The following is an 18,094-nucleotide window of genomic DNA, read 5'->3' as shown; positions in this document are numbered from 1 at the left end:
TGTCTTGCCTTTCCTATACGGGAGGGGGTGTTACCGATCAATGACGGATATAAAGATTTGTTTATATCTCCTAGCGGCCAGGCCCGAAGGGGGTACGGTCAGGTCCGCGTCACCCGGATCCGCCCCCGGCCGCGCCGCCGAAACGGCATGCCGATCAGGCGGACCAGGGCCGAGAGCACGAGATAGCCCAGGATGAACCCGCTGCCGGCATAGAGAATACCCTCCATGGTGACGGGCATGGCGGGCTTGTAGTTTTCGAGCGTGCGGCGGCCGATGTCGCTGTCGAGATAGGCCGGGAGCGATTGTAATCGCTCCACCGGCCCGGCGCCTTCGATCTGCGCCAGCGTTGCGCTGAGCATGTCATAGCGCTGAAAGGTCGCCGACATCGAATTGCCGCGCCCTGCCAAGAAGTCGTCATTGGAGGCATTAAAGCGCTGCAGCGCCGCCTGCCGGTCCAGCCCGCCTTCGGCCGCGGCGCGGTCGAATTCCTCGGCAATGACCCGCAATTCGTCCACCGCGCCGCCCAGGCGCTGGGTATATTGCTGGGCATATTCGGGGAATTGGCTGAGCGTGGTGGCCAGCGCCAGGCCGCCAATACCGGCGATCAATCGTCGCAACAAACCGGCCTCCCCCAAGTGCGTACGGTTATTCTACCTAAACAAGCGGCAGAAAAAAGTCAGGGGTTCCAGCTCTGCGCCCGTGCCGGTCCGCCGTCTTGGGCAACCACAGCATCAATAAAGGCCGTTTTGTGCTGGGAATAGGCCTGCCGGTCCTCGGCAAACCGGACCGCCAGATCTTGCTTCAGCGCGGAGTACGCCGCGCGGCATTCCGGGTCGCGGCGCAGTCTGTCGCGGAACAACAGATGTCGGGCCACCTCGACCTCATTGGCGTGTATGTGCAGTTGATGGGTGCGCGCGCCAGAGACCGGATCAAGTTTCATCAGAAAGATGCGGTCTGGCATGGGAAAATCGTCGCGATGCACATAACCAGCGCTCACAAGTGCCGGGACGGCCATCCGACCGGCGTCCAGATTCTCGACCAGCGCAATGATGTCGATGATCGGTTTGGCGGCCAGCCCAGGCACAGCAGTCGAGCCCATGTGCTCGATGAGCTCTGGGGCTTGCTGGAAGCAGGCCAAGATCCGCTCGCGTTCACGCAGGAAAAGGGAGCTCCATTCGGGATCAGCGTCAACAAGCGCGATCCGCTCGCTCACACCTCCAACCCGTCCACATCTTCGTCAAAGCCGTTATTGACCAATTCGACAATGGCTTCGAGGGCTTCACGGGCCTGCTTGCCACTGGCCTGGACCAGAATGGTCGATCCGGGACCGGCACCAAGCATCATCAGGCCCATGATAGAGTTGCCGGCGACCGAGGTGCCATCCTTGACCACGGCAATGGTAGCGTCAAAGCATTCGGCGGTGCGCACGAAGCGCGCCGAGGCGCGCGCGTGCAGCCCCTTGGTATTGACGATGGTCAATTGCTGGGCGACGGCCCTGTCGGCATCCATCAGATCAGCTACCCAGGATGGTATTGGCGACAGTAATATATTTCTTTCCCGCTTCCTGGGCCATGGCAACGGCTTCTTCCATGGTCATCTCGCCGCGAATGCGACCGAGCTTGACCAGCATGGGCAGGTTGACCCCGGCAATCACTTCCACCTTGTGGTTCTGCATCACCGAGATGGCGAGGTTGGACGGGGTGCCGCCGAACATGTCAGTGAGGATGATGACGCCATCGCCGGTATCGGCCCGGCCAAGCGCGGCCAGAATGTCGTCGCGTCGGCTTTCGGCATTGTCCTCGGGGCCAATGGCGATGGTTTCCACATATTCCTGTGGACCGACCACATGCTCCATCGCCAGCTTGAACTCATCGGCCAGCGCGCCGTGGGTCACCAGAACCAATCCAATCATGCACTTTCCCCAAACGGCCGCCGCAGAAAATCACCGCGACAGCTCTTGAGCCCCCCATTTACCGGGATGCCTGGTGCCACCCCGCAAACGGGGCACAGTCTTGTCCCCATCCCAAATGGTTGCAAGGGATAATTTGTCACGGGGAGGCTTGTTGAACAGCTTGTGCGGCCGCTTCGGCCACCAGCAGGATCTGATGGCCCAGACCCACCACGCTAGCCTGGGGCACCGGGGCGCGCGGCAGGGTGTGGCCGAACATTTCGGTCTGGAGATCTTCTTCCTCGACCATGCGCGTCAGCTCGGGCACCAGATCAACCACTAGGTGCAACTGCGCCCATTCGCGGTGCGGGCGCGAAACAATGCCGCGGCCGCGCAATTCAATAAGACCGGCCAATTGCGGTGGCGCCAGCATGACCAGGCGACTGCCTTCATCGGCGATATCGACACGGTCGTCGGCCACCAGGAAAGCGGGTTGCCCGCGCCCCTCCCAGCGGTCGAGCAGCGCCATAGACAGCACCGATTTGCCCGCGCCGGACGGCCCTCGCAGCAAAACGCCCAATTCCCCCAGGACGAGACCCGTCCCATGCACGTTAACTGGCTTGTTCATATCACAGAGTCTATTTGCGGGCCCGCGGCAGCACAATTGTAAAAATCGCGCCGGAGCGATCGGTGCGGTTTTCGGCCCGGATGCTGCCCTTGTGCGCCTCGATGATCTGCTTGGAGATGGAAAGACCCAGGCCCGAATGATTGCCGAAACTCTCGGTTTCGGGCCGGTCGGTATAGAACCGCTGGAAGATCCGGGTGACATCACCGGTAATGCCCGGTCCCTCATCGGTCACACTGACCCTGATGGTCTCGCCCTCGGTGGAAATGGCCACCGTCACCGAGCCGCCGGGTGGAGAAAAGGACACCGCATTGTCCACCAGATTGGCAAAGACCTGCGCGAGCCTGGTTTCGTGGCCATTGACCAAGGTCGTGCCGCGGCCGGCGCGCTTGCCCAGCACCACATCGACATTGCGGCCTGCGGCGACGTCCTTCTGGATCGACACCATGGCTTCAGCAAGCTTCTCGACATCGACCCGTTCCACGCTTTCCCGCGCCAGTTCGGCGTCGAGCCGGCTGGCGCTGGAAATGTCGGTGATCAGGCGGTCGAGGCGCCGCACGTCATGCTGGATGATATTGGTCAGCCGCTCACGGTCCTCCGGCTTTTTGGCCAACGGCAGGGTCTCGACCGCCGAACGCAGCGAGGTCAGCGGGTTCTTGAGCTCATGGGCGACATCGGCGGCAAAGCGTTCAATGGCCTCGATGCGGTTGTAAAGCGCATCGGTCATGCGCCGCAGCGCGTCGGAGAGGTGGCCGATTTCGTCGGGCCGGTCGGTCAGGTCGGGAATTTCGGCGCGGGCATCGCCAGCCGTCTGCACCCGTTCGGCGGCAGCCGACAGGCGGCGCATCGGCCCGGCTATGGTGCCCGCCATCAAGAGCGACAGCACGATCTGCACACCGGCCGCAATGCCGGCAATGCGCAGAATGCTGCTGCGTTCCTGGGCGACGACCGAGTCGATGTCCCCCGGCTCGGTGGAGAGCAGAATGGCACCGACAATGGCCCTCAGGCGCTGCACCGGTACGGCCACCGAAACCACGAGCTGGTTCTGGGCATCGACCCGCACGAAATCGGCCGGGGCACCTTTGAGGGCCGAAGCAACCTCGGGATAGCGGGTGCCTTCGTCGGCCTGGTATTCCTGATAGGTCGGGTAATTACCGCCCGGCGACCAGGAAATCAGCGCATTCCACCAGTCCGCAAGGAAAAAACTGCCGGCCCCGGAGGTGTCGATGGCCTGCCGCAGCACCTCGCCGCGCGCATAGATGTTTTCGCTGTCCAGAATGAGCAGACCCTGCCCGTCATAGATGCGGGCGCGGGTGCGGGTAGGGGTGATCAGATTGCGGAGCAGCGGCGCGACCCGCTCGGGATTGATCGGAAATTCCAGGGTCGGATCGAAATAGGAGAAAGGCGAGATATTGCCCGCCTGCGCATCGAGCAGTCGATCGGGGTCGATCGAGATGATGTCGCTATCGACCGTGGCCGAGGCGGCGATGGCGGCAGAAATGATCTCGCCCTGCACCCGGAGCGATTGCACCCGCGCATCGATCAGCCCGGCGCGCCACTGGTTGAGATACAAAATGCCCACCACCAGCACCAGAAGCCCGGCCATGTTGAGCACGACAATGCGCCGGGTGAGGCTGGAGAATATGGTGAAGTCGACAAAGCGGCGCACCGCGTCCATCAGCTTGAACAGCGGCAGGAGCAGAACGCGCCATTTCCGCCGGCCGGAACGCCCAGCGTTCTCGTCCGAAGCGGAGCCCCGATGGGACCCCGTTTCGCCAGCATGCGGATCGAGCGTGGCCACGAAGGTCCTTACTGCTCCTTGAAGCGATAACCGACGCCATAGAGCGTTTCGATCATCTCGAAGTCGTCATCGGTCGCCTTGAACTTCTTGCGCAGGCGCTTGATGTGGCTGTCAATGGTCCGGTCATCGACATAGACCTGATCGTCATAGGCGGCATCCATCAGCGCATTGCGCGACTTGACGACGCCCGGCCGCAGCGCCAGCGCCTGCAGGATCAGGAATTCGGTGACCGTCAGGGTCACGCGCTGGCCTTTCCAGGTGCAGGTATGGCGTTCTTCGTCCATCACCAGCGCGCCGCGCTCGATCAGGGCCTTGCTGGGCGAGGCCTCGGCGCCGCTCGCGCCGGCTGCAGAAGGATCGCGCGGGGCCGACCGGCGCAGGATGGCCTTGACGCGCTCGACCAGCAGCCGCTGGCTGAATGGCTTGGTGATGAAGTCGTCGGCACCCATCTTGAGGCCGAACAGCTCGTCGATTTCCTCATCCTTGGAGGTGAGAAAGATCACCGGCACATCGGATTTCTGCCGCAGGCGGCGCAGCAGTTCCATGCCGTCCATGCGCGGCATCTTGATATCGAGAATGGCAAGGTCGGGCTTGTCGGTGGTCAATCCCTCAAGGCCCGAGGCGCCGTCGGTATAGGTGGCGACCTGATACCCCTCCGCTTCCAGGGTCAGGGACACGGAGGTGAGGATATTGCGGTCATCGTCCACCAGGGCGATCTTTGGCATAAGCTGCCTTTCTTCTCGTGACGCAGGCTCTGTGTGCAGCTCCATACAATCCTGGATGGGCCGGTTGAGCGACTTTGCAGGCGACAATTACGTATTAAATAAGGCGCGCGCCTGCATTGCGCCAGTCTTGGCTGCATGATTCGGCATCATCCAACTTCCGTCGTACGACCGATTTCGGGATGTTGGCCGCCGCACCACCCCCCTATTTTGCTCTCCAGACGCCGCCAGACGCATCGGGCGGCCGCGTGGAGAGTAAGACATTATGCCCGGCTTCGATCACAACCATCTGCGGAACCGCCTTGCCGCAGCGGCAAGTGCGCTAAGCGATAACGCCATAGCCCCGGCACTGGTTGCCGCAGCCATTGGGCAGGGCGGGGCGCGCCTGACCAGGGACGGCGCCCTGGTGGTGGAAACCGGCGCCTTTACCGGGCGCTCGCCCAAGGACAAGTTCATCGTGCGCGATCACCTGACCCAGGATCGCGTCTGGTGGGACAATTCGGGCGCCATCGGCCCGGACCAGTTCGATGTGCTGCTGGGCGATATCACAGCGCATCTGGCCGGGCAGGCCCTCTGCCGCCAGGACCTGCTGGCCGGAGCTGATCCCGCGCACCAATATGACGTAACCGTTCTGACCCCCAGCGCCTGGCATGCGCTGTTCATCCGCAATCTGCTGATCCGGCCCGGCGAGAATATCGCCCGGTCAGAAGATGCCGTCCCCGTGACCATCATTCACGCGCCCCTGTTCCAGGCCGACCCGGCGCGCCATGGTTGCCGCAGCGAAACGGTGATCGCGCTCGACATGAGCCGCAATATCGTCCTGATCGCGGGCACCCGTTATGCCGGCGAGATCAAGAAGAGCGTGTTCTCGCTGTTCAATTTTCACGCCCCCGGGCAGGGCGTCCTGCCCATGCATTGCTCGGCCAATCTCGGACCTGAGGGCGAGGCGGCGCTTTTCTTCGGCCTGTCGGGCACCGGCAAGACCACCCTGTCCAACGACTCAAAGCGCCCGCTGATCGGCGACGACGAGCATGGCTGGAGCGACAATGGTGTCTTCAATCTCGAAGGCGGATGCTACGCCAAGACGGTCAATCTCTCGGCCAAGGCCGAGCCGGAAATCTTTGCCGCGACGCGCCGCTTCGGCACCGTTCTGGAAAATGTGGTGCTCGACGATGCCAACGCACCCCTGTTCGAAGATGTCTCACTGACCGAAAACACCCGCGCGGCCTATCCCATTGATGTACTGCCCTCGATCGCCCGGGGCAGCGTGGGCGGCACGCCGAAAACCGTGGTGTTCCTGACCGCCGATGCCTTCGGCGTCCTGCCGCCATTGGCGCGGCTCTCGCCCGATCAGGCGGTTTATCACTTCCTGTCGGGCTATACCGCCAAGGTCGCTGGTACCGAACGCGGCGTCACCGAACCGCAGGCGACTTTCTCGGCCTGTTTCGGTGCCCCCTTCATGCCGCTTCATCCCACGGTCTATGGCCAGATGCTGGCCGAACGGCTTCGCAAGAGCGGGGCGCAGGCCTGGCTGCTCAATACCGGCTGGATCGGCGGCGCCTATGGGGTGGGCAAGCGCATCGACATTGCTTCCACTCGACGCCTGCTGAGCGCGGCATTGGACGGCGAGCTCGACAACGTCGATATGCGGTTCGACCCGCTGTTCGGCTTCGAGGTGCCGATGAGCGTGCCGGGCGTGGAAGAGCGCCTGCTGGATCCGCGCCAGTGCTGGGCCGATGGCGATGCCTATGACGCCCAGGCGGCAAAGCTGGTGTCGCTGTTCCGCAGGAACTTCGAGAAGTTCGGGCCAGAGGCCAATGCGGCTGCTGGGCCAAGCCTGCAAATGGCCGCCGAATAGGCGACTCCAAAACAGGAAGGGCGCCGCTGGCGCCCTTTTTCATGCCAGGCCCGATGCGGTCCGATCAGGGGGCGTAGAAGATGTGGCTGTCGACCACGGCAACGCGGGCGAAGGTATTGGCCCAGGACGGATGGACTGCCGTGGTGTGATAATAGAGCGTTGAGCCGGGCACGACGCCGATCTCCTCGCCCAGGGCGAATTCGGCATAGATCTTGTTGGCCAGGTCCATCGAGCGCGCCCAGGCGCGGCGTTCGCCCGGCGTGTCGTCGCGGCCGTCACAGGCAAAGGTGAACTGGCAGCGATAACGGCCCTTGTCGGCATTTTGATAGATGACCCCGCAGAGCGAGCCAGGGAATTTCGATGAGCGGGCGCGATTGACGATCACATTGGCCACAGCTCTCTGGCCGGTCGCAGTTTCCCCGCGGGCTTCGTGATAGATGGCCTGGGCCAGACACTCACGCTCCTTATTGGCATATTCGACGCGCTTGGCGGTTGGCTGATAGCCATTCGAGATATAGTCCGAGAGCAGATCGGCAGACACCGAAGGCGCGGAACGCTGCACGGGCGCGGTAAAGCTGGCAATGGCCGAGAGCGCGGTGTTGCTGCCGGCCAGTGAGCCACGGCTGATATAGCTCATCAACAGATCATCGGTCAGAGCGGGCTGGGGGCCGCCCAGCGTCACCTCGACCGAACGCAATTGCTGCTGGCGTTCGATGTAATTGGCGAGCAGGGCCGGTGTCAGCTTCTGCTGGCCCGGCTCCAGCGGCGTGGCCGTTGCGCCCAGCGCAGCCTGTTCACGCAGGGCGCTGATCTCTTCAGGCATGACCCGGGGGAAAATATCGGTCTCGGCATGGGCAGGCGAGAGGGTGACGAACAGAACCAGTGCAGCAGCACCAATCGCCAACATGGGCGAAACGGCACGCGCTATTTTCTGTTGCCAGCCAAACTGCATGCCCGGTCCTTACCCTTGGGCCTGTCCGGTCTTCCGGCAGGCCTTCTAGAATCCAGGACCATCAAAGGTCCCTGCACTTCCCGGGCGGCACACTAGACAAGCTGGCCACGGGATGGAAGTCGAAATTTACGGCTGGTTAACCATAACCGTTAGCGACTTAAGGCAGAGTTAACGCCCCCGTGAACCCAGGGAAACCCCTGTTTTTTCGTAGTTTTTGGCGTGCTGAACGCGGCCTTACCCGATTGGATAAAGCTTTATCGATTTACGCGGATGGTTAATTTTTGTTCAGAAGTGTTGCCGCTCAGTCGCGCTCGAAGGCAGCCATATGCACATGCACGAGGCTTTCCATGATGGAAATGCCCAGGGCGTGGATGGCCTCATTGGGGCCGACCAGATCGGGCACCATCACCGTCTGCATGCCCGCGGCATGGGCGGCATGCACCCCCGAATGGCTGTCTTCCAGCGCCAGGCATCGGGTTGGATCGACGCCCAGCCGTTCGGCAGCCATCAGGTAGGGTTCCGGATGGGGCTTGGGATTGACCACATCGTCGCGCGTCACCACGGTCTCGAACAGGTCGAGCAGACCCGCGGCGCTCAGGTGATGTTCGGCATGCGGATTGCGTGAGGAGGTGGCAACGGCCGTGGGGATGCCACGCGCACGCAGTTCGGAGATGAACGCCTTGGCGCCGGGCTTGACCGGCACGCCGGCATGGCTGCGCTCGCGCATGGTGACGCGGCACTTCTCGTCGAACATCGCATAGGGAAACGCCACCCCATAGGCTTCGATCAAAAGCTGGTTGGTGCGTTCATGGCTCGACCCCACCATGGCGCTGTGCACATCATGGGTCATTTCAAACCCCAGCTCGGTGCAGACATCGAAAACAATGTCGCGGAACACCGCTTCGGTATCGAGCAGGGTGCCATCCATGTCGAAAATGGCGGCCTCGAACGGGGCCAGGCGGATGACGGCGGGGGTGGCGAGAGATGCAGTGTTCATTTGCCTGTCTATAGGCCGATTTGCGCCAAATCGCCAGCCGGGCCGGCGCAGGGCCGGGTTGCATTGGCGACGAAACAAATGCGCTCTGATAACGTTGGCCAGACATGACCAGATTCACCCCCTCCCAAGCTCACCAGGAGCTGGGCGACGCCTTTTTCGACCCCGTCGCGCCGGCCGATTTTCCGCAGACCCTGTTGCGCCACCGCGACCAGCGCTGGGCCGACCGCATTGGCCTGGGGGGTCTGGACGAGGCCGGCTGGCTCCGCCATTTCGGCCGCTTCGATCCGCTGCCGGGCTCGTTTCCCGAACCGCTGGCGCTGCGCTATCACGGCCACCAGTTCCGATCCTATAATCCGGAACTCGGCGACGGGCGCGGGTTCCTCTTCGCCCAATGCATCGACCCGGTCGACCGGCGCCTGCTCGATTTCGGCACCAAGGGGTCGGGCAAGACCCCCTGGTCGCGTGGCGGGGACGGTCGCTTGACGCTCAAGGGTGGGGTGCGCGAGGTGCTGGCCAGCGAAATGCTCGAGGCGCTGGGCGTTTATACCTCCAAAAGCTTCGCGCTGGTGGAAACCGGCGAACAGCTCTGGCGCGGCGACGAACCCTCGCCCACCCGCTCGGCGGTGCTGACGCGCCTCAGCCATAGCCATATCCGCATCGGCACCTTCCAGCGCCTGGCCTATCTCGAAGATACCGAAAACCTAAACCGCCTCGTCGACTACTGCATCGCCCACTATTATCCCGCCCTGGCCGGGGCCGGGGATAAAGCCGTCGCCCTGCTCGAAGCGGTGGTGGCCGAGGTGGCCCGGCTTGGCGCGCAATGGACCGCCGCCGGCTTTGTGCATGGCGTGCTCAACACCGACAATATCAACATCACCGGCGAGAGTTTTGACTATGGCCCCTGGCGCTTCCTGCCGGCCTATGATCCGGACTTCACCGCCGCCTATTTCGACGAGACCGGGCTTTATGCCTTTGGCCGCCAGCCCGACACCCTGGCCTGGAACCTGACTCGGCTGGCCGAATGCCTCCTGCCGCTCTCCTCCATCGCGGCGCTGGAGCCGGCGCTCAACACGGTCTGGCCGGTGTTCCGGGAGCAGTTGCCGCGCCAGATCCTGCGCCGGCTGGGCCTTGAACCGCGCGACGTGGAACAGGATGGCGCCTTTGTCACTGCCCTGTTCGGCTTTCTTTCGGCCAGCAAGGCGCCCTATGAGCAGTTCTTTTTCGATTGGCGCGGCGGCGCCCTGAGCAGCGCGCGGGCGGCCCGAAGCCCCGCCGCCGACCACTATGCCAGCGAGGCCTTCCGACCCGTCGCCGATTTGATGGAGGCCTATGGCCCGGCCGACGACGTAAATCTCGATCACCCCTACTTTGCTCGCCGCACACCACGCACCATGCTGATCGACGAGGTGGAAGCCATCTGGGCCCCGATTGCCGAGGCCGATGACTGGCGTCCGTTCGCCACGGCCCGCGAGGAAATCGCCCAGATGCGGACTGCCTATGGGGTGGTGCCGTGAGGGGCTGAAACTCTGGCATGTCGAAGCGCCGGTCGACCCTGCGGCCTCCGGTTTTGCATTGGACGTGTTCCGAGGCGCGTGCGTCTCAGTAAAACTAAGGAATAGAGACGTCGCCGCCTCGGAACGCCGGGTTTCTCCTGCGCATCGTGGTCCCTTTTGATCGCTCGTCGCAAGGTGACCGACCCGCAGGCAGGTCCTGGAGCGACCCAGCACCCAACCGGCTCCCCCCGCAAAAGTTCGCTGCAGTCCGTCCGCCGCGGGAGTGATGGGGCGATTATGGGGAATGATGGAGGGGCGGGGATTACTTTTGAGTTGGTGCGTTTTTTTGAAGGGGGGTACCCCCACCCAACTTCCATTCGAGCGCAGCTCTCATGGCCTTCTTGCCTCAAATCTCCCCGCCGGAGAGATTTGCCCTGCGGGACGGCTCGAAGCCCTGATAGGGAGAGGGACGCATCGGGTTGGCGTGACATTGGTGAACGCTCCAGACCCTGTGGAAAGTCCCAATAGCTGCAAGGCCCCCTTTCACCCCCCCCTTTCTTTAGGTGGAGGCCGGGTGGGGGAGCTCTTCCACAACCACGATGTTAAGCTTGCCAAGGAGACCCATGGCCGATCCCGTTACCTTTGCCCGTAAGCTGCAGCAGGAACAGACCCTGCCCGAACGCCGCTTCTGGGCGCTGATCCGGGCCTGGCGCGATGCGGGCGGCCTGCATTGGCGGCGGCAGGCGCCCATCGGTCCATATGTAGCGGACTTTGTTTGCAAGAGCCGAAAGCTCGTCGTCGAGATCGATGGCGACACGCATTATTCCGATGCCGGTATAGCGCACGACGCGCAGCGGACGGCGTATTTGGCCGGGCGCGGCTACCGCGTGCTGCGCTTCACCAATGCGGATGTCATGCAGCGGGGCGAGGGGGTGTTTGCTATATTGATGGAGGTCTTGGGTAAGCCGGACAAAGAGTCTTAGCGGATACCCCCACCCAGCCTCCCCCTGATAGGGGGAGGAGCGCATCGGGGATGCAGCCGTATCAGTGAAAGCCCCGAAACATCCAAGGTCCTTCAAACAGGGACCTTACGCCGGCCAGGACGCCAAACGCGCAAAGCACTCAATCTACCCCTCCCCCTATCAGGGGAGGTCGGGTGGGGGTGCACTCAATACCTACTCGAGTTTCACCTGTGGATTTGTCGGCTCCCAACAGGTCAACCATTGCGGAACAAATCGAAAACGGATAGGTTGGATTGTGGCCTACGATGTACGAGCTATTGCTAATCTGGCGCTTGATTTGGCAGCGGAAGAGGGGCGCGCCCTCTCCAACATGCAAATCAACAAGCTCGTCTACTTTTTGCATGTTGATGTACTCGCCCTAACAGAGCGACCACTTGTTACTGCAAAGATCGAGGCGTGGGAACATGGACCAGTTTTTCGTGAACTCTATTCCCAATTCAAAGCATATGGCGAAAGGCCAGTCTCGGGTCGCGCAACCGCGATAAGTCCGCGAACAGGCGAAGTAGAAGTGGTTGTCGCCGAGTTGCCACCTGAAATGATCGCTATGCTGCGGCCATTGGTGCGCAAATACTCTGCGTTGTCGGCAAGTGCTATGCGGGCTGAATCTCATGTTGAGGGTGGCCCTTGGGATCGAGCTTGGAATCATGAGACTGTGACTAACGCATCAATGCGTATCTCAAACGAATCTATATTGGCGTGGCTTAGAGAAGGCTGGAGACACTGATGCCAGTAGACTTGAGTAAAGCACTTACGAAGTTGGATCGTCCTCCTTCAAGTCACAACTGGGTGCGCTTCGTGCGAAGCACACAACCGGAAACGACAAGATCAATTCTGTCATTCGTGCGCGGCATGCCTCGATTCACCTACCAAACAGGATCGTCTGCCATACGGGACCGTTTGGCTCTGGGCATAGACTACGAAACGGCGGTTGCGATCACTCAACGCTCTGGCGCGCCCGCAGGAAGGGATCAGAACAGGGGGCTGGTCGACGCCTTCTTTGAATATGACAGGGATCGCAAGTACCCCAAGTTTGCCTCGGTGGGCTTTGAGAAGCAGTGGTTCAGGGTATCTAGGGAGATCTTGGTTCCAGTAGCGCCGTTATCCGTGATTCGCGAACACGAACGCTTTGTGCCACTTTTTGTGTGCGGATGGAGTCAAGTCCAGTTGAACCTATCTCAGCGCCGCTTGTTGGCCACTGTGTGCGAAGATGCGTTTCTGTCGCTGACTGACTATATGGACTCCCCAGCGGAGTTTCTCTTCTTTCCCAAGAATGCTTCTGGCATTCGAGAGTCAGAGGTTTGGTCTAGAGGGGACTACGACCTCCTACCGGAAGGCGAACTAAACGATCAAGTCATGCTGTATCTAGCAGCACGTGAGGAGGCCAGAGCGATACTTGCCGCCGAAAAGGCTGCGGCCGACGAAGCTGCAAAAGATACTAGCGAGCACACTGATCCAAGCGCACCATCGCTGTTTGACAAGTAGGCACCAAACAACACCTAGCCCTGCGGAGCATAGCTCTCCGGGCCTAGCCAGCTAAAATCGCTCCACTGGAGCGATTTTGCCGGTGGCACGCTGGCTAGTGAGCCTCATCCCAATTCTTCGCCGCATGCGCGTCCACCTGGATCGGCACCGTCAGCCGCACCGCAGGCTCCGCCGCGCCTTCCATCACCTTCTTGATCACCGGAATGGCCTGATCCTCAGTCCCCTCGGGCACTTCGAAGATCAACTCGTCATGCACCTGCAGCAGCATGTCGGCTTCGACGCCCGCTTTTTTCAGTTCCGGCTCCATGCGGATCATGGCGCGGCGGATGATGTCGGCGGCTGAGCCCTGGATGGGGGCGTTGATCGAGGCACGTTCGACAAAGCTGCGTTCGCTCGGATTGCCCGAATTGGCGTTGGGGAACTGGATCTTGCGGCCGAAAATGGTCATCACATGCCCATCGGCTTTCACCCGCGCCTTCTGGGCGTCCATATAGTCCTTGATGCCTGGGAAGCGCTCGAAATAGGTCTTGATGTACTCCCCGGCGACGCCGCGCTCGATGCCGAGCTGGTTGGCCAGGCCAAAGGCGGAAATGCCGTAGATGATGCCGAAATTGATCGCCTTGGCGCGGCGGCGCACATCACTGGGCATGCCCTCCACCGGCACGTTGAACATCTCGCTCGCCGTCATGGCGTGAATGTCCAGCCCCTCCTCGAAGGCGTCCTTGAGCGCCTGGATATCGGCGATATGGGCCAGCACGCGTAATTCGATCTGGCTGTAGTCGGCCGAGATCAGCGTCTTGCCCTCGGGCGCGACAAAGGCGGTGCGGATCTTGCGGCCATCCTCGGTGCGCACCGGAATGTTCTGCAAATTCGGATCGTTTGAGCTCAGCCGCCCGGTGAGCACGGAGGCCTGGCTATAGGAGGTGTGCACCCGCCCGGTGCGCGGATTGATGTAATTGGGCAGGGCATCGGTATAGGTGCCCTTCAATTTGGTGAGCTGGCGCCAGTCGACAATGGTGCGGGCCAGCGGAATGCCCTTGGCGGCGAGGCCCTCGAGCACATCGGCGCCGGTGGCCCAGGCGCCGGTCTTGGTCTTGGTGCCGCCCTCGATCCCCATCTTGTCAAAGAGGATTTCCCCCAGCTGCTTGGGCGAGCCGAGATTGAAGCTCTGGCCGGCCAGTTCATGGGCTTCCGCCTCGAAGGCAGCGGCACGCTGGGCGAAATCGCCCGAAAGCCGCGCCAGGATCTGCCGGTCGACAGTAATGCCGCGCGCTTCCATGCGGGCCAGTACCGGGGCCAGCGGGCGCTCGATGGTTTCGTAGAGCGTGGTGACGTTTTCCGCCGACAGGCGCGGTTTCAGCACATGCCAGAGGCGAAGCGTGATGTCGGCATCCTCGGCGGCATAGCGGGCTGCTTCGGCAATTTCGAGCTGGTCAAAGGTCTTCTGGTTCTTGCCGGTGCCGGCCAGCTCGGAATAGGTGATGGTCTTGTGGTTCAGCCAATGCTCGGCCAGCACATCCATGCCATTATAGCGCGGACCATCCAGCGCATAGGAAATGAGCATGGTGTCGTCGATCGGCGCCAGGGTGATGCCGTAGCGGGTCAGCACTTCCATGTCATATTTGACGTTCTGGCCGATCTTGAGGATGGCCTTGTCCTGCAGCACGGGCCTGAGGGTGTCGAGCACCTCGCGGATGGGCAGCTGGCCCTCGACAAGCCCCTCGCCGCCCTCGAACATGTCGCCGCTCTTGCGATGGCCGACCGGGATATAGCAGCCCTCGCCGAACTCGGTGGAAAGGCAGATGCCGACCAGATCCGCCTGTTGCGGATCGAGCCCGGTGGTTTCGGTGTCGACCGCGACCAGGCCCTTGTCGATGATCTTTTTCACCCAGGCTTCAAGCGCCTCGGGCGTGGTGACGGTCTCGTAACTGTCATAGTTGACCGGGATCGCCTTGACGCGCGCATGCTCCTCGGCGGCGTGGCGGGCCGGGCCCGAACCGGGCACCATATTGGCAGCAAGCTTGGCCTTGGCCACCGAGAGCGAGGTGGACCTTTGCGGCGCGCCGGGGACGGGCGTGTCCGTGTTGGCGGCCAGCGTCGCATCAGGCTCGAAATCATCGGGATTGGCCTCGAGCAGGGTAGCGAGGCGCTTGGTGATGGTGTTGAACTCCATCGCCTTGAGGAACGGAAACAGCGCCGAGGGTCTCATCGGCTGGCGGATCAACCCGTCCAGGTCGATTTCAACCGGCACCTGCTGCTCCAGCGTAACCAGCCGCTTGGAGATCCGCGCCAGCTCGGCATTGTCGACCAGCTTCTGCCGCCGGGCCGGCTGCTTGATCTCCTCGGCGCGCGACAGCAGGGTTTCCAGATCCCCATATTCGGTGATGAGCTGGGCGGCGGTTTTCACCCCGATGCCGGGCACGCCCGGCACATTGTCGACGCTGTCGCCGCACAAAGCCTGCACGTCGATCACTTTGTCGGGCGTGACGCCGAACTTGGTGAACACCTCATCGGGCCCGATCCAGCGCAAAGGCGGCTGGCCGGGGCGGGGAATGGTGTCGAGCAGGCGGATCGAGCCATCCGGCTCGACGAGCTGCATCAGATCCTTGTCCGAGGAAGCGATGGTGACCTTGAACCCGGCCTTGCGCGCCATGCAGGCATAGGTGGCCATGATGTCATCGGCCTCCCAGCCCTCCATTTCGATGGAAGGAATGGAAAAGGCGCGCGTAGCCGAGCGCGTCAGCGGAAATTGCGGGATCAGCTCTTCGGGCGCGGGCGGGCGCTGGGCCTTGTAGAGGGGATAGATATCGTCGCGGAAGGTCTTGCCCTTGGCGTCGAAGATAACGGCCATGTGGGTGGGCGCGTCATCGCCATCCATATCCTGGGTGAGCTTGAACAGCATGTTGCAGAACCCCTGCACACAGCCGACCGGCAGTCCATCGGACTTGCGGTTGAGCGGGGGCAGGGCGTGGAAGGCGCGGAAAATATAGCCCGAGCCATCGACGAGCAGCAGATGCATGACAGCGATTCCCTCATCAGATCAGTGGCGAGTCTATCGCCTCGCGCGTCAGGATGGCACCCATTTCTGACCAGATCTGTCAGCAGTCCTGACCGGTACAATTCCCCATGGACCAACCTTCGCCACTTTCATAAAATAGACGTGATGGAACCTGAAAGGCAGGTTGTCTGCCTTTGGAGCCGGCCATTGTGGGGCCGAAAGGATGTTTCGTGCAAACCAGCCCGGCCAAGGGCTCCGGCGCCACCATTCTGGTGGTGGACGACGATGCCTTGATTACATTGAATACGGTCGACGTGCTGACCGACCTGGGCCATGTCGCGCTTGAGGCCTTTTCCGGCCCGCAGGCGCTGGCGCTGATGGAAACGCGCAGCGATATTGCGGCCATCATCACCGACTATGCCATGCCCGGCATGACCGGGATCGAACTGGCCCATGCCGCGCGCCAATTGCGCCCCGGCCTGCCCATCTTGCTGGCCACCGGCTATGACGAGGTGCCCGACGCCGCCGGGCACGACTTCGTCCAGCTCAAGAAGCCGTTCCGCGAGGACGAGCTGAGCGGCCGCCTGGCCGAAGTGCTGGCTCCGGCGGCGGGCTGAATGTCGCAGATTTCTTGCTGAATACCCCCATCCGGTCAGCCATTCGCGCATAGCGCTCATGGCCTTCTCGCCTTCAGCCGCGCCACTGGCGCGTCTGGCCCGCCCGCACGGCTCGAAGCCCCTGATCGGGGGAGGAGCGCATCGGGTCTGCAATGATCGTGAGGCACACACAATGTGTCCCACCCCCTAGCGGGGGGGTGGGGGTATCCAAAGCAGGACTGAGGCGCCCTAGCGCAGCCCGCTTTTCTCGAGCAATCCCAGACGCTTGGCGTCGTAATAATAGCCCCGGGCATAGAACTGCACCGCCCGGTCGCCATTGTGCCCGGCAGTCATGTAGGCGCCAGCGAGATAACGCACGGCATAGCGCAGATTTGTTTCCGCATCGAGCAGGCCCGCGGGCTCGCCGCGATACCCCATGCCGCGCGCCGTAGCATGGGAAATCTGCATCAACCCGTAATAGGGGCCGTTGCGGGCTGCCGGATTGTAGTTGCTCTCGCGCACAATGACCCGCCGCACCAGATGTTCTGGCACATCATACTGGGCGGCGTAATGGGCGATCAGCCCGTCGAGCGTGCCGCGCTCGGACCCGGCATAGCCGAGCAGCATGGCGCTGGGGGCCGGGGGCACTGCGGCAGCCTTGGGCACATGTCCGTCGGGGGTGGCGGCGACGGGGGCAAAGGAAGCAATCGCGGTGGTGGCGGACTTGTTGCCGGGCAACGGCTTGATGCCGGACATGGAACAGCCGGCCAGCACCAGCGCCATGGCCAGGGAACCTGCAATGGGGAGCGGCCGCGACGTCATGGGCATACCTCTTTGCGCCAGATTATTCCCTCGCTCTGCCCGCTACGCGGCAAACACGGCGGCTTGATGGCGGAAATACGACTGGCGGGCAAGGGGGGGCGTCGCTATGCCCCGCCAGCCGGGGCTTTGCGCGCCTGGGTTTACATCTGAGCCTGAGGCCCTACACTTGGGGTTCGCCGTCGCGCGTTTTTTGCGGTCCATTTGGTGCCGCCTGACCTGCCGCTCCGCCGCCGATTGGCCGAGTGGCCCTTTGCGCGACTGACCCCGAGAGCTCTCCCCAAAGTGTGGAGGGCGAGACAAAATTTCCGAAAGGCTCGTCCCATGACAACTGCCGCACCCGGCGATACCGTACGCATTCACTATTCCGGCCGCCTGACCGATGGCACCCAGTTCGACAGCTCCGAAGGCAAGGCGCCGCTGGAGTTCAAGCTCGGCGAAGGCCAAGTCATCAAGGGGCTCGAGCAGCACGTTGCCGGCATGGAAGCCGGCGCCAAGAGCACCGTGACCATCCCGGTCGCCGAGGCCTATGGTCCGCGCCGCGATGACGCCATCCAGCAGCTCGACCGCGAAAAAGTGCCCTCCGGCATCGAACTGGAAGTGGGCACCCAGCTCCAGGCCCGCACCGCCGATGGCGGCATGCTGCCCATCACTGTGGTCGGCGTGGACGAGCAGAGCGTGACCGTGGACGCCAACCACCCGCTCGCCGGCAAGGACCTGGTGTTCGACGTCGAGCTGGTTGAGGTCGTTAAGGCTGCGTAGCCGGTCTTTCGAAGAAAGACGGAAGGCTCCGGTGGAGCCTTCCGAGGCAAGCAGGCCATGAGAGCTATGCTCGAATGGC

The 18,094-nt window shown here is 62.4% G+C and carries 17 protein-coding genes and 1 pseudogene; 7 read left to right on the top strand and 11 right to left on the bottom strand.

All coding sequences use genetic code 11. From position 1 onward, the window contains the following. Positions 1-98 precede the first annotated feature (98 nt). The 7 genes from GO014_RS14325 to GO014_RS14295 form a co-directional block, all read right to left on the bottom strand. Positions 99-617, bottom strand: a complete 519-nt coding sequence (locus GO014_RS14325) for a DUF2937 family protein (RefSeq protein ID WP_157290998.1) — start codon at positions 615-617, stop codon at positions 99-101. 59 nt (positions 618-676) lie between these two features. After that, positions 677-1,213 (bottom strand): GrpB family protein, encoded by a 537-nt coding sequence (locus GO014_RS14320; RefSeq protein ID WP_157290997.1) that lies wholly within the window; start codon positions 1,211-1,213, stop codon positions 677-679. Next, a complete protein-coding gene (locus GO014_RS14315; RefSeq protein WP_116587972.1) occupies positions 1,210-1,509 on the bottom strand; it encodes an HPr family phosphocarrier protein in 300 nt (99 codons plus the stop codon). The genes GO014_RS14320 and GO014_RS14315 overlap by 4 nt, the downstream gene beginning before the upstream one ends. A gap of 4 nt (positions 1,510-1,513) precedes the next feature. Further along, positions 1,514-1,912, bottom strand: a complete 399-nt coding sequence (locus tag GO014_RS14310; protein ID WP_116587971.1) for a PTS sugar transporter subunit IIA — start codon at positions 1,910-1,912, stop codon at positions 1,514-1,516. 136 nt (positions 1,913-2,048) lie between these two features. Further along, entirely contained in the window at positions 2,049-2,516 is a 468-nt protein-coding gene (locus tag GO014_RS14305; RefSeq protein WP_157290996.1) for an HPr kinase/phosphorylase, read from the bottom strand. Positions 2,517-2,526: 10 nt separating this feature from the next. Further along, positions 2,527-4,314, bottom strand: coding sequence for a stimulus-sensing domain-containing protein (locus GO014_RS14300; protein ID WP_343030971.1), 1,788 nt, complete (start codon positions 4,312-4,314; stop codon positions 2,527-2,529). A gap of 8 nt (positions 4,315-4,322) precedes the next feature. Then, positions 4,323-5,039 carry a response regulator transcription factor gene (locus GO014_RS14295; RefSeq protein ID WP_157290995.1) on the bottom strand — a complete coding sequence of 239 codons (717 nt, stop codon included), beginning with the start codon at positions 5,037-5,039 and terminating at the stop codon, positions 4,323-4,325. Positions 5,040-5,301: 262 nt separating this feature from the next. Between GO014_RS14295 and pckA the strand changes: the two genes are divergently transcribed. Next, on the top strand, positions 5,302-6,894 hold the full coding sequence (gene pckA / locus GO014_RS14290) for a phosphoenolpyruvate carboxykinase (ATP) (protein WP_157290994.1): 1,593 nt from the start codon (positions 5,302-5,304) through the stop codon (positions 6,892-6,894). A 64-nt stretch (positions 6,895-6,958) separates the two neighbouring features. Here pckA and GO014_RS14285 read toward each other — a convergent pair whose 3' ends face one another. Continuing rightward, positions 6,959-7,846 carry a cell wall hydrolase gene (locus GO014_RS14285; protein ID WP_157290993.1) on the bottom strand — a complete coding sequence of 296 codons (888 nt, stop codon included), beginning with the start codon at positions 7,844-7,846 and terminating at the stop codon, positions 6,959-6,961. A 301-nt stretch (positions 7,847-8,147) separates the two neighbouring features. Continuing rightward, positions 8,148-8,843 carry an HAD family hydrolase gene (locus GO014_RS14280; RefSeq protein WP_157290992.1) on the bottom strand — a complete coding sequence of 232 codons (696 nt, stop codon included), beginning with the start codon at positions 8,841-8,843 and terminating at the stop codon, positions 8,148-8,150. A gap of 104 nt (positions 8,844-8,947) precedes the next feature. Here GO014_RS14280 and GO014_RS14275 point away from each other — a divergent pair, with 104 nt between their 5' ends. The 4 genes from GO014_RS14275 to GO014_RS14260 all read left to right on the top strand — a co-directional run bounded on the left by GO014_RS14275 (position 8,948) and on the right by GO014_RS14260 (position 12,840). Next, positions 8,948-10,357 (top strand): protein adenylyltransferase SelO, encoded by a 1,410-nt coding sequence (locus GO014_RS14275; RefSeq protein ID WP_157290991.1) that lies wholly within the window; start codon positions 8,948-8,950, stop codon positions 10,355-10,357. 602 nt (positions 10,358-10,959) lie between these two features. Further along, complete coding sequence (locus GO014_RS14270) at positions 10,960-11,319, top strand: endonuclease domain-containing protein (RefSeq protein WP_157290990.1); 360 nt, start codon at positions 10,960-10,962, stop codon at positions 11,317-11,319. A 274-nt stretch (positions 11,320-11,593) separates the two neighbouring features. Further along, positions 11,594-12,082 carry a Panacea domain-containing protein gene (locus GO014_RS14265; protein ID WP_343030970.1) on the top strand — a complete coding sequence of 163 codons (489 nt, stop codon included), beginning with the start codon at positions 11,594-11,596 and terminating at the stop codon, positions 12,080-12,082. Beyond that, positions 12,082-12,840 (top strand): hypothetical protein, encoded by a 759-nt coding sequence (locus GO014_RS14260; protein WP_157290989.1) that lies wholly within the window; start codon positions 12,082-12,084, stop codon positions 12,838-12,840. The genes GO014_RS14265 and GO014_RS14260 overlap by 1 nt, the downstream gene beginning before the upstream one ends. A 94-nt stretch (positions 12,841-12,934) precedes the next feature. Here GO014_RS14260 and polA read toward each other — a convergent pair whose 3' ends face one another. Beyond that, positions 12,935-15,859 carry a DNA polymerase I gene (gene polA, locus GO014_RS14255; protein WP_157290988.1) on the bottom strand — a complete coding sequence of 975 codons (2,925 nt, stop codon included), beginning with the start codon at positions 15,857-15,859 and terminating at the stop codon, positions 12,935-12,937. Between the two features lie 209 nt (positions 15,860-16,068). On the opposite strand from polA, the gene GO014_RS14250 reads away from it, so the two are divergent. Further along, a complete protein-coding gene (locus GO014_RS14250) occupies positions 16,069-16,455 on the top strand; it encodes a response regulator (RefSeq protein WP_157290987.1) in 387 nt (128 codons plus the stop codon). Between the two features lie 228 nt (positions 16,456-16,683). Here the strand turns inward: GO014_RS14250 and GO014_RS19220 are convergent. Further along, positions 16,684-17,124 (bottom strand): annotated as a pseudogene (locus GO014_RS19220) (transglycosylase SLT domain-containing protein); the annotation flags it as partial. Positions 17,125-17,577: 453 nt separating this feature from the next. Here GO014_RS19220 and GO014_RS14240 point away from each other — a divergent pair. Then, positions 17,578-18,015, top strand: a complete 438-nt coding sequence (locus GO014_RS14240) for an FKBP-type peptidyl-prolyl cis-trans isomerase (RefSeq protein ID WP_116587984.1) — start codon at positions 17,578-17,580, stop codon at positions 18,013-18,015. Positions 18,016-18,094: the final 79 nt, after the last annotated feature.

Source organism: Devosia marina (assembly GCF_009758415.1).
Classification (GTDB): Bacteria; Pseudomonadota; Alphaproteobacteria; order Rhizobiales; family Devosiaceae; genus Devosia; species Devosia marina.
This window is presented reverse-complemented; position numbering and strand designations above follow the sequence as displayed.

Excerpts from the sequence above, each read along its gene's own strand:
- GO014_RS14270 (WP_157290990.1), top strand. The coding sequence starts at position 10,960 with ATGGCCGATCCCGTTACCTTTGCCCGTAAGCTGCAGCAGGAACAGACC.
- GO014_RS14305 (WP_157290996.1), bottom strand. The coding sequence starts at position 2,516 with ATGAACAAGCCAGTTAACGTGCATGGGACGGGTCTCGTCCTGGGGGAA.
- GO014_RS14240 (WP_116587984.1), top strand. The coding sequence starts at position 17,578 with ATGACAACTGCCGCACCCGGCGATACCGTACGCATTCACTATTCCGGC.
- GO014_RS14275 (WP_157290991.1), top strand. The coding sequence starts at position 8,948 with ATGACCAGATTCACCCCCTCCCAAGCTCACCAGGAGCTGGGCGACGCC.
- pckA (WP_157290994.1), top strand. The coding sequence starts at position 5,302 with ATGCCCGGCTTCGATCACAACCATCTGCGGAACCGCCTTGCCGCAGCG.
- GO014_RS14295 (WP_157290995.1), bottom strand. The coding sequence starts at position 5,039 with ATGCCAAAGATCGCCCTGGTGGACGATGACCGCAATATCCTCACCTCC.
- GO014_RS14260 (WP_157290989.1), top strand. The coding sequence starts at position 12,082 with ATGCCAGTAGACTTGAGTAAAGCACTTACGAAGTTGGATCGTCCTCCT.
- GO014_RS14315 (WP_116587972.1), bottom strand. The coding sequence starts at position 1,509 with ATGGATGCCGACAGGGCCGTCGCCCAGCAATTGACCATCGTCAATACC.
- GO014_RS14310 (WP_116587971.1), bottom strand. The coding sequence starts at position 1,912 with ATGATTGGATTGGTTCTGGTGACCCACGGCGCGCTGGCCGATGAGTTC.
- GO014_RS14285 (WP_157290993.1), bottom strand. The coding sequence starts at position 7,846 with ATGCAGTTTGGCTGGCAACAGAAAATAGCGCGTGCCGTTTCGCCCATG.
- GO014_RS14280 (WP_157290992.1), bottom strand. The coding sequence starts at position 8,843 with ATGAACACTGCATCTCTCGCCACCCCCGCCGTCATCCGCCTGGCCCCG.
- polA (WP_157290988.1), bottom strand. The coding sequence starts at position 15,859 with ATGCATCTGCTGCTCGTCGATGGCTCGGGCTATATTTTCCGCGCCTTC.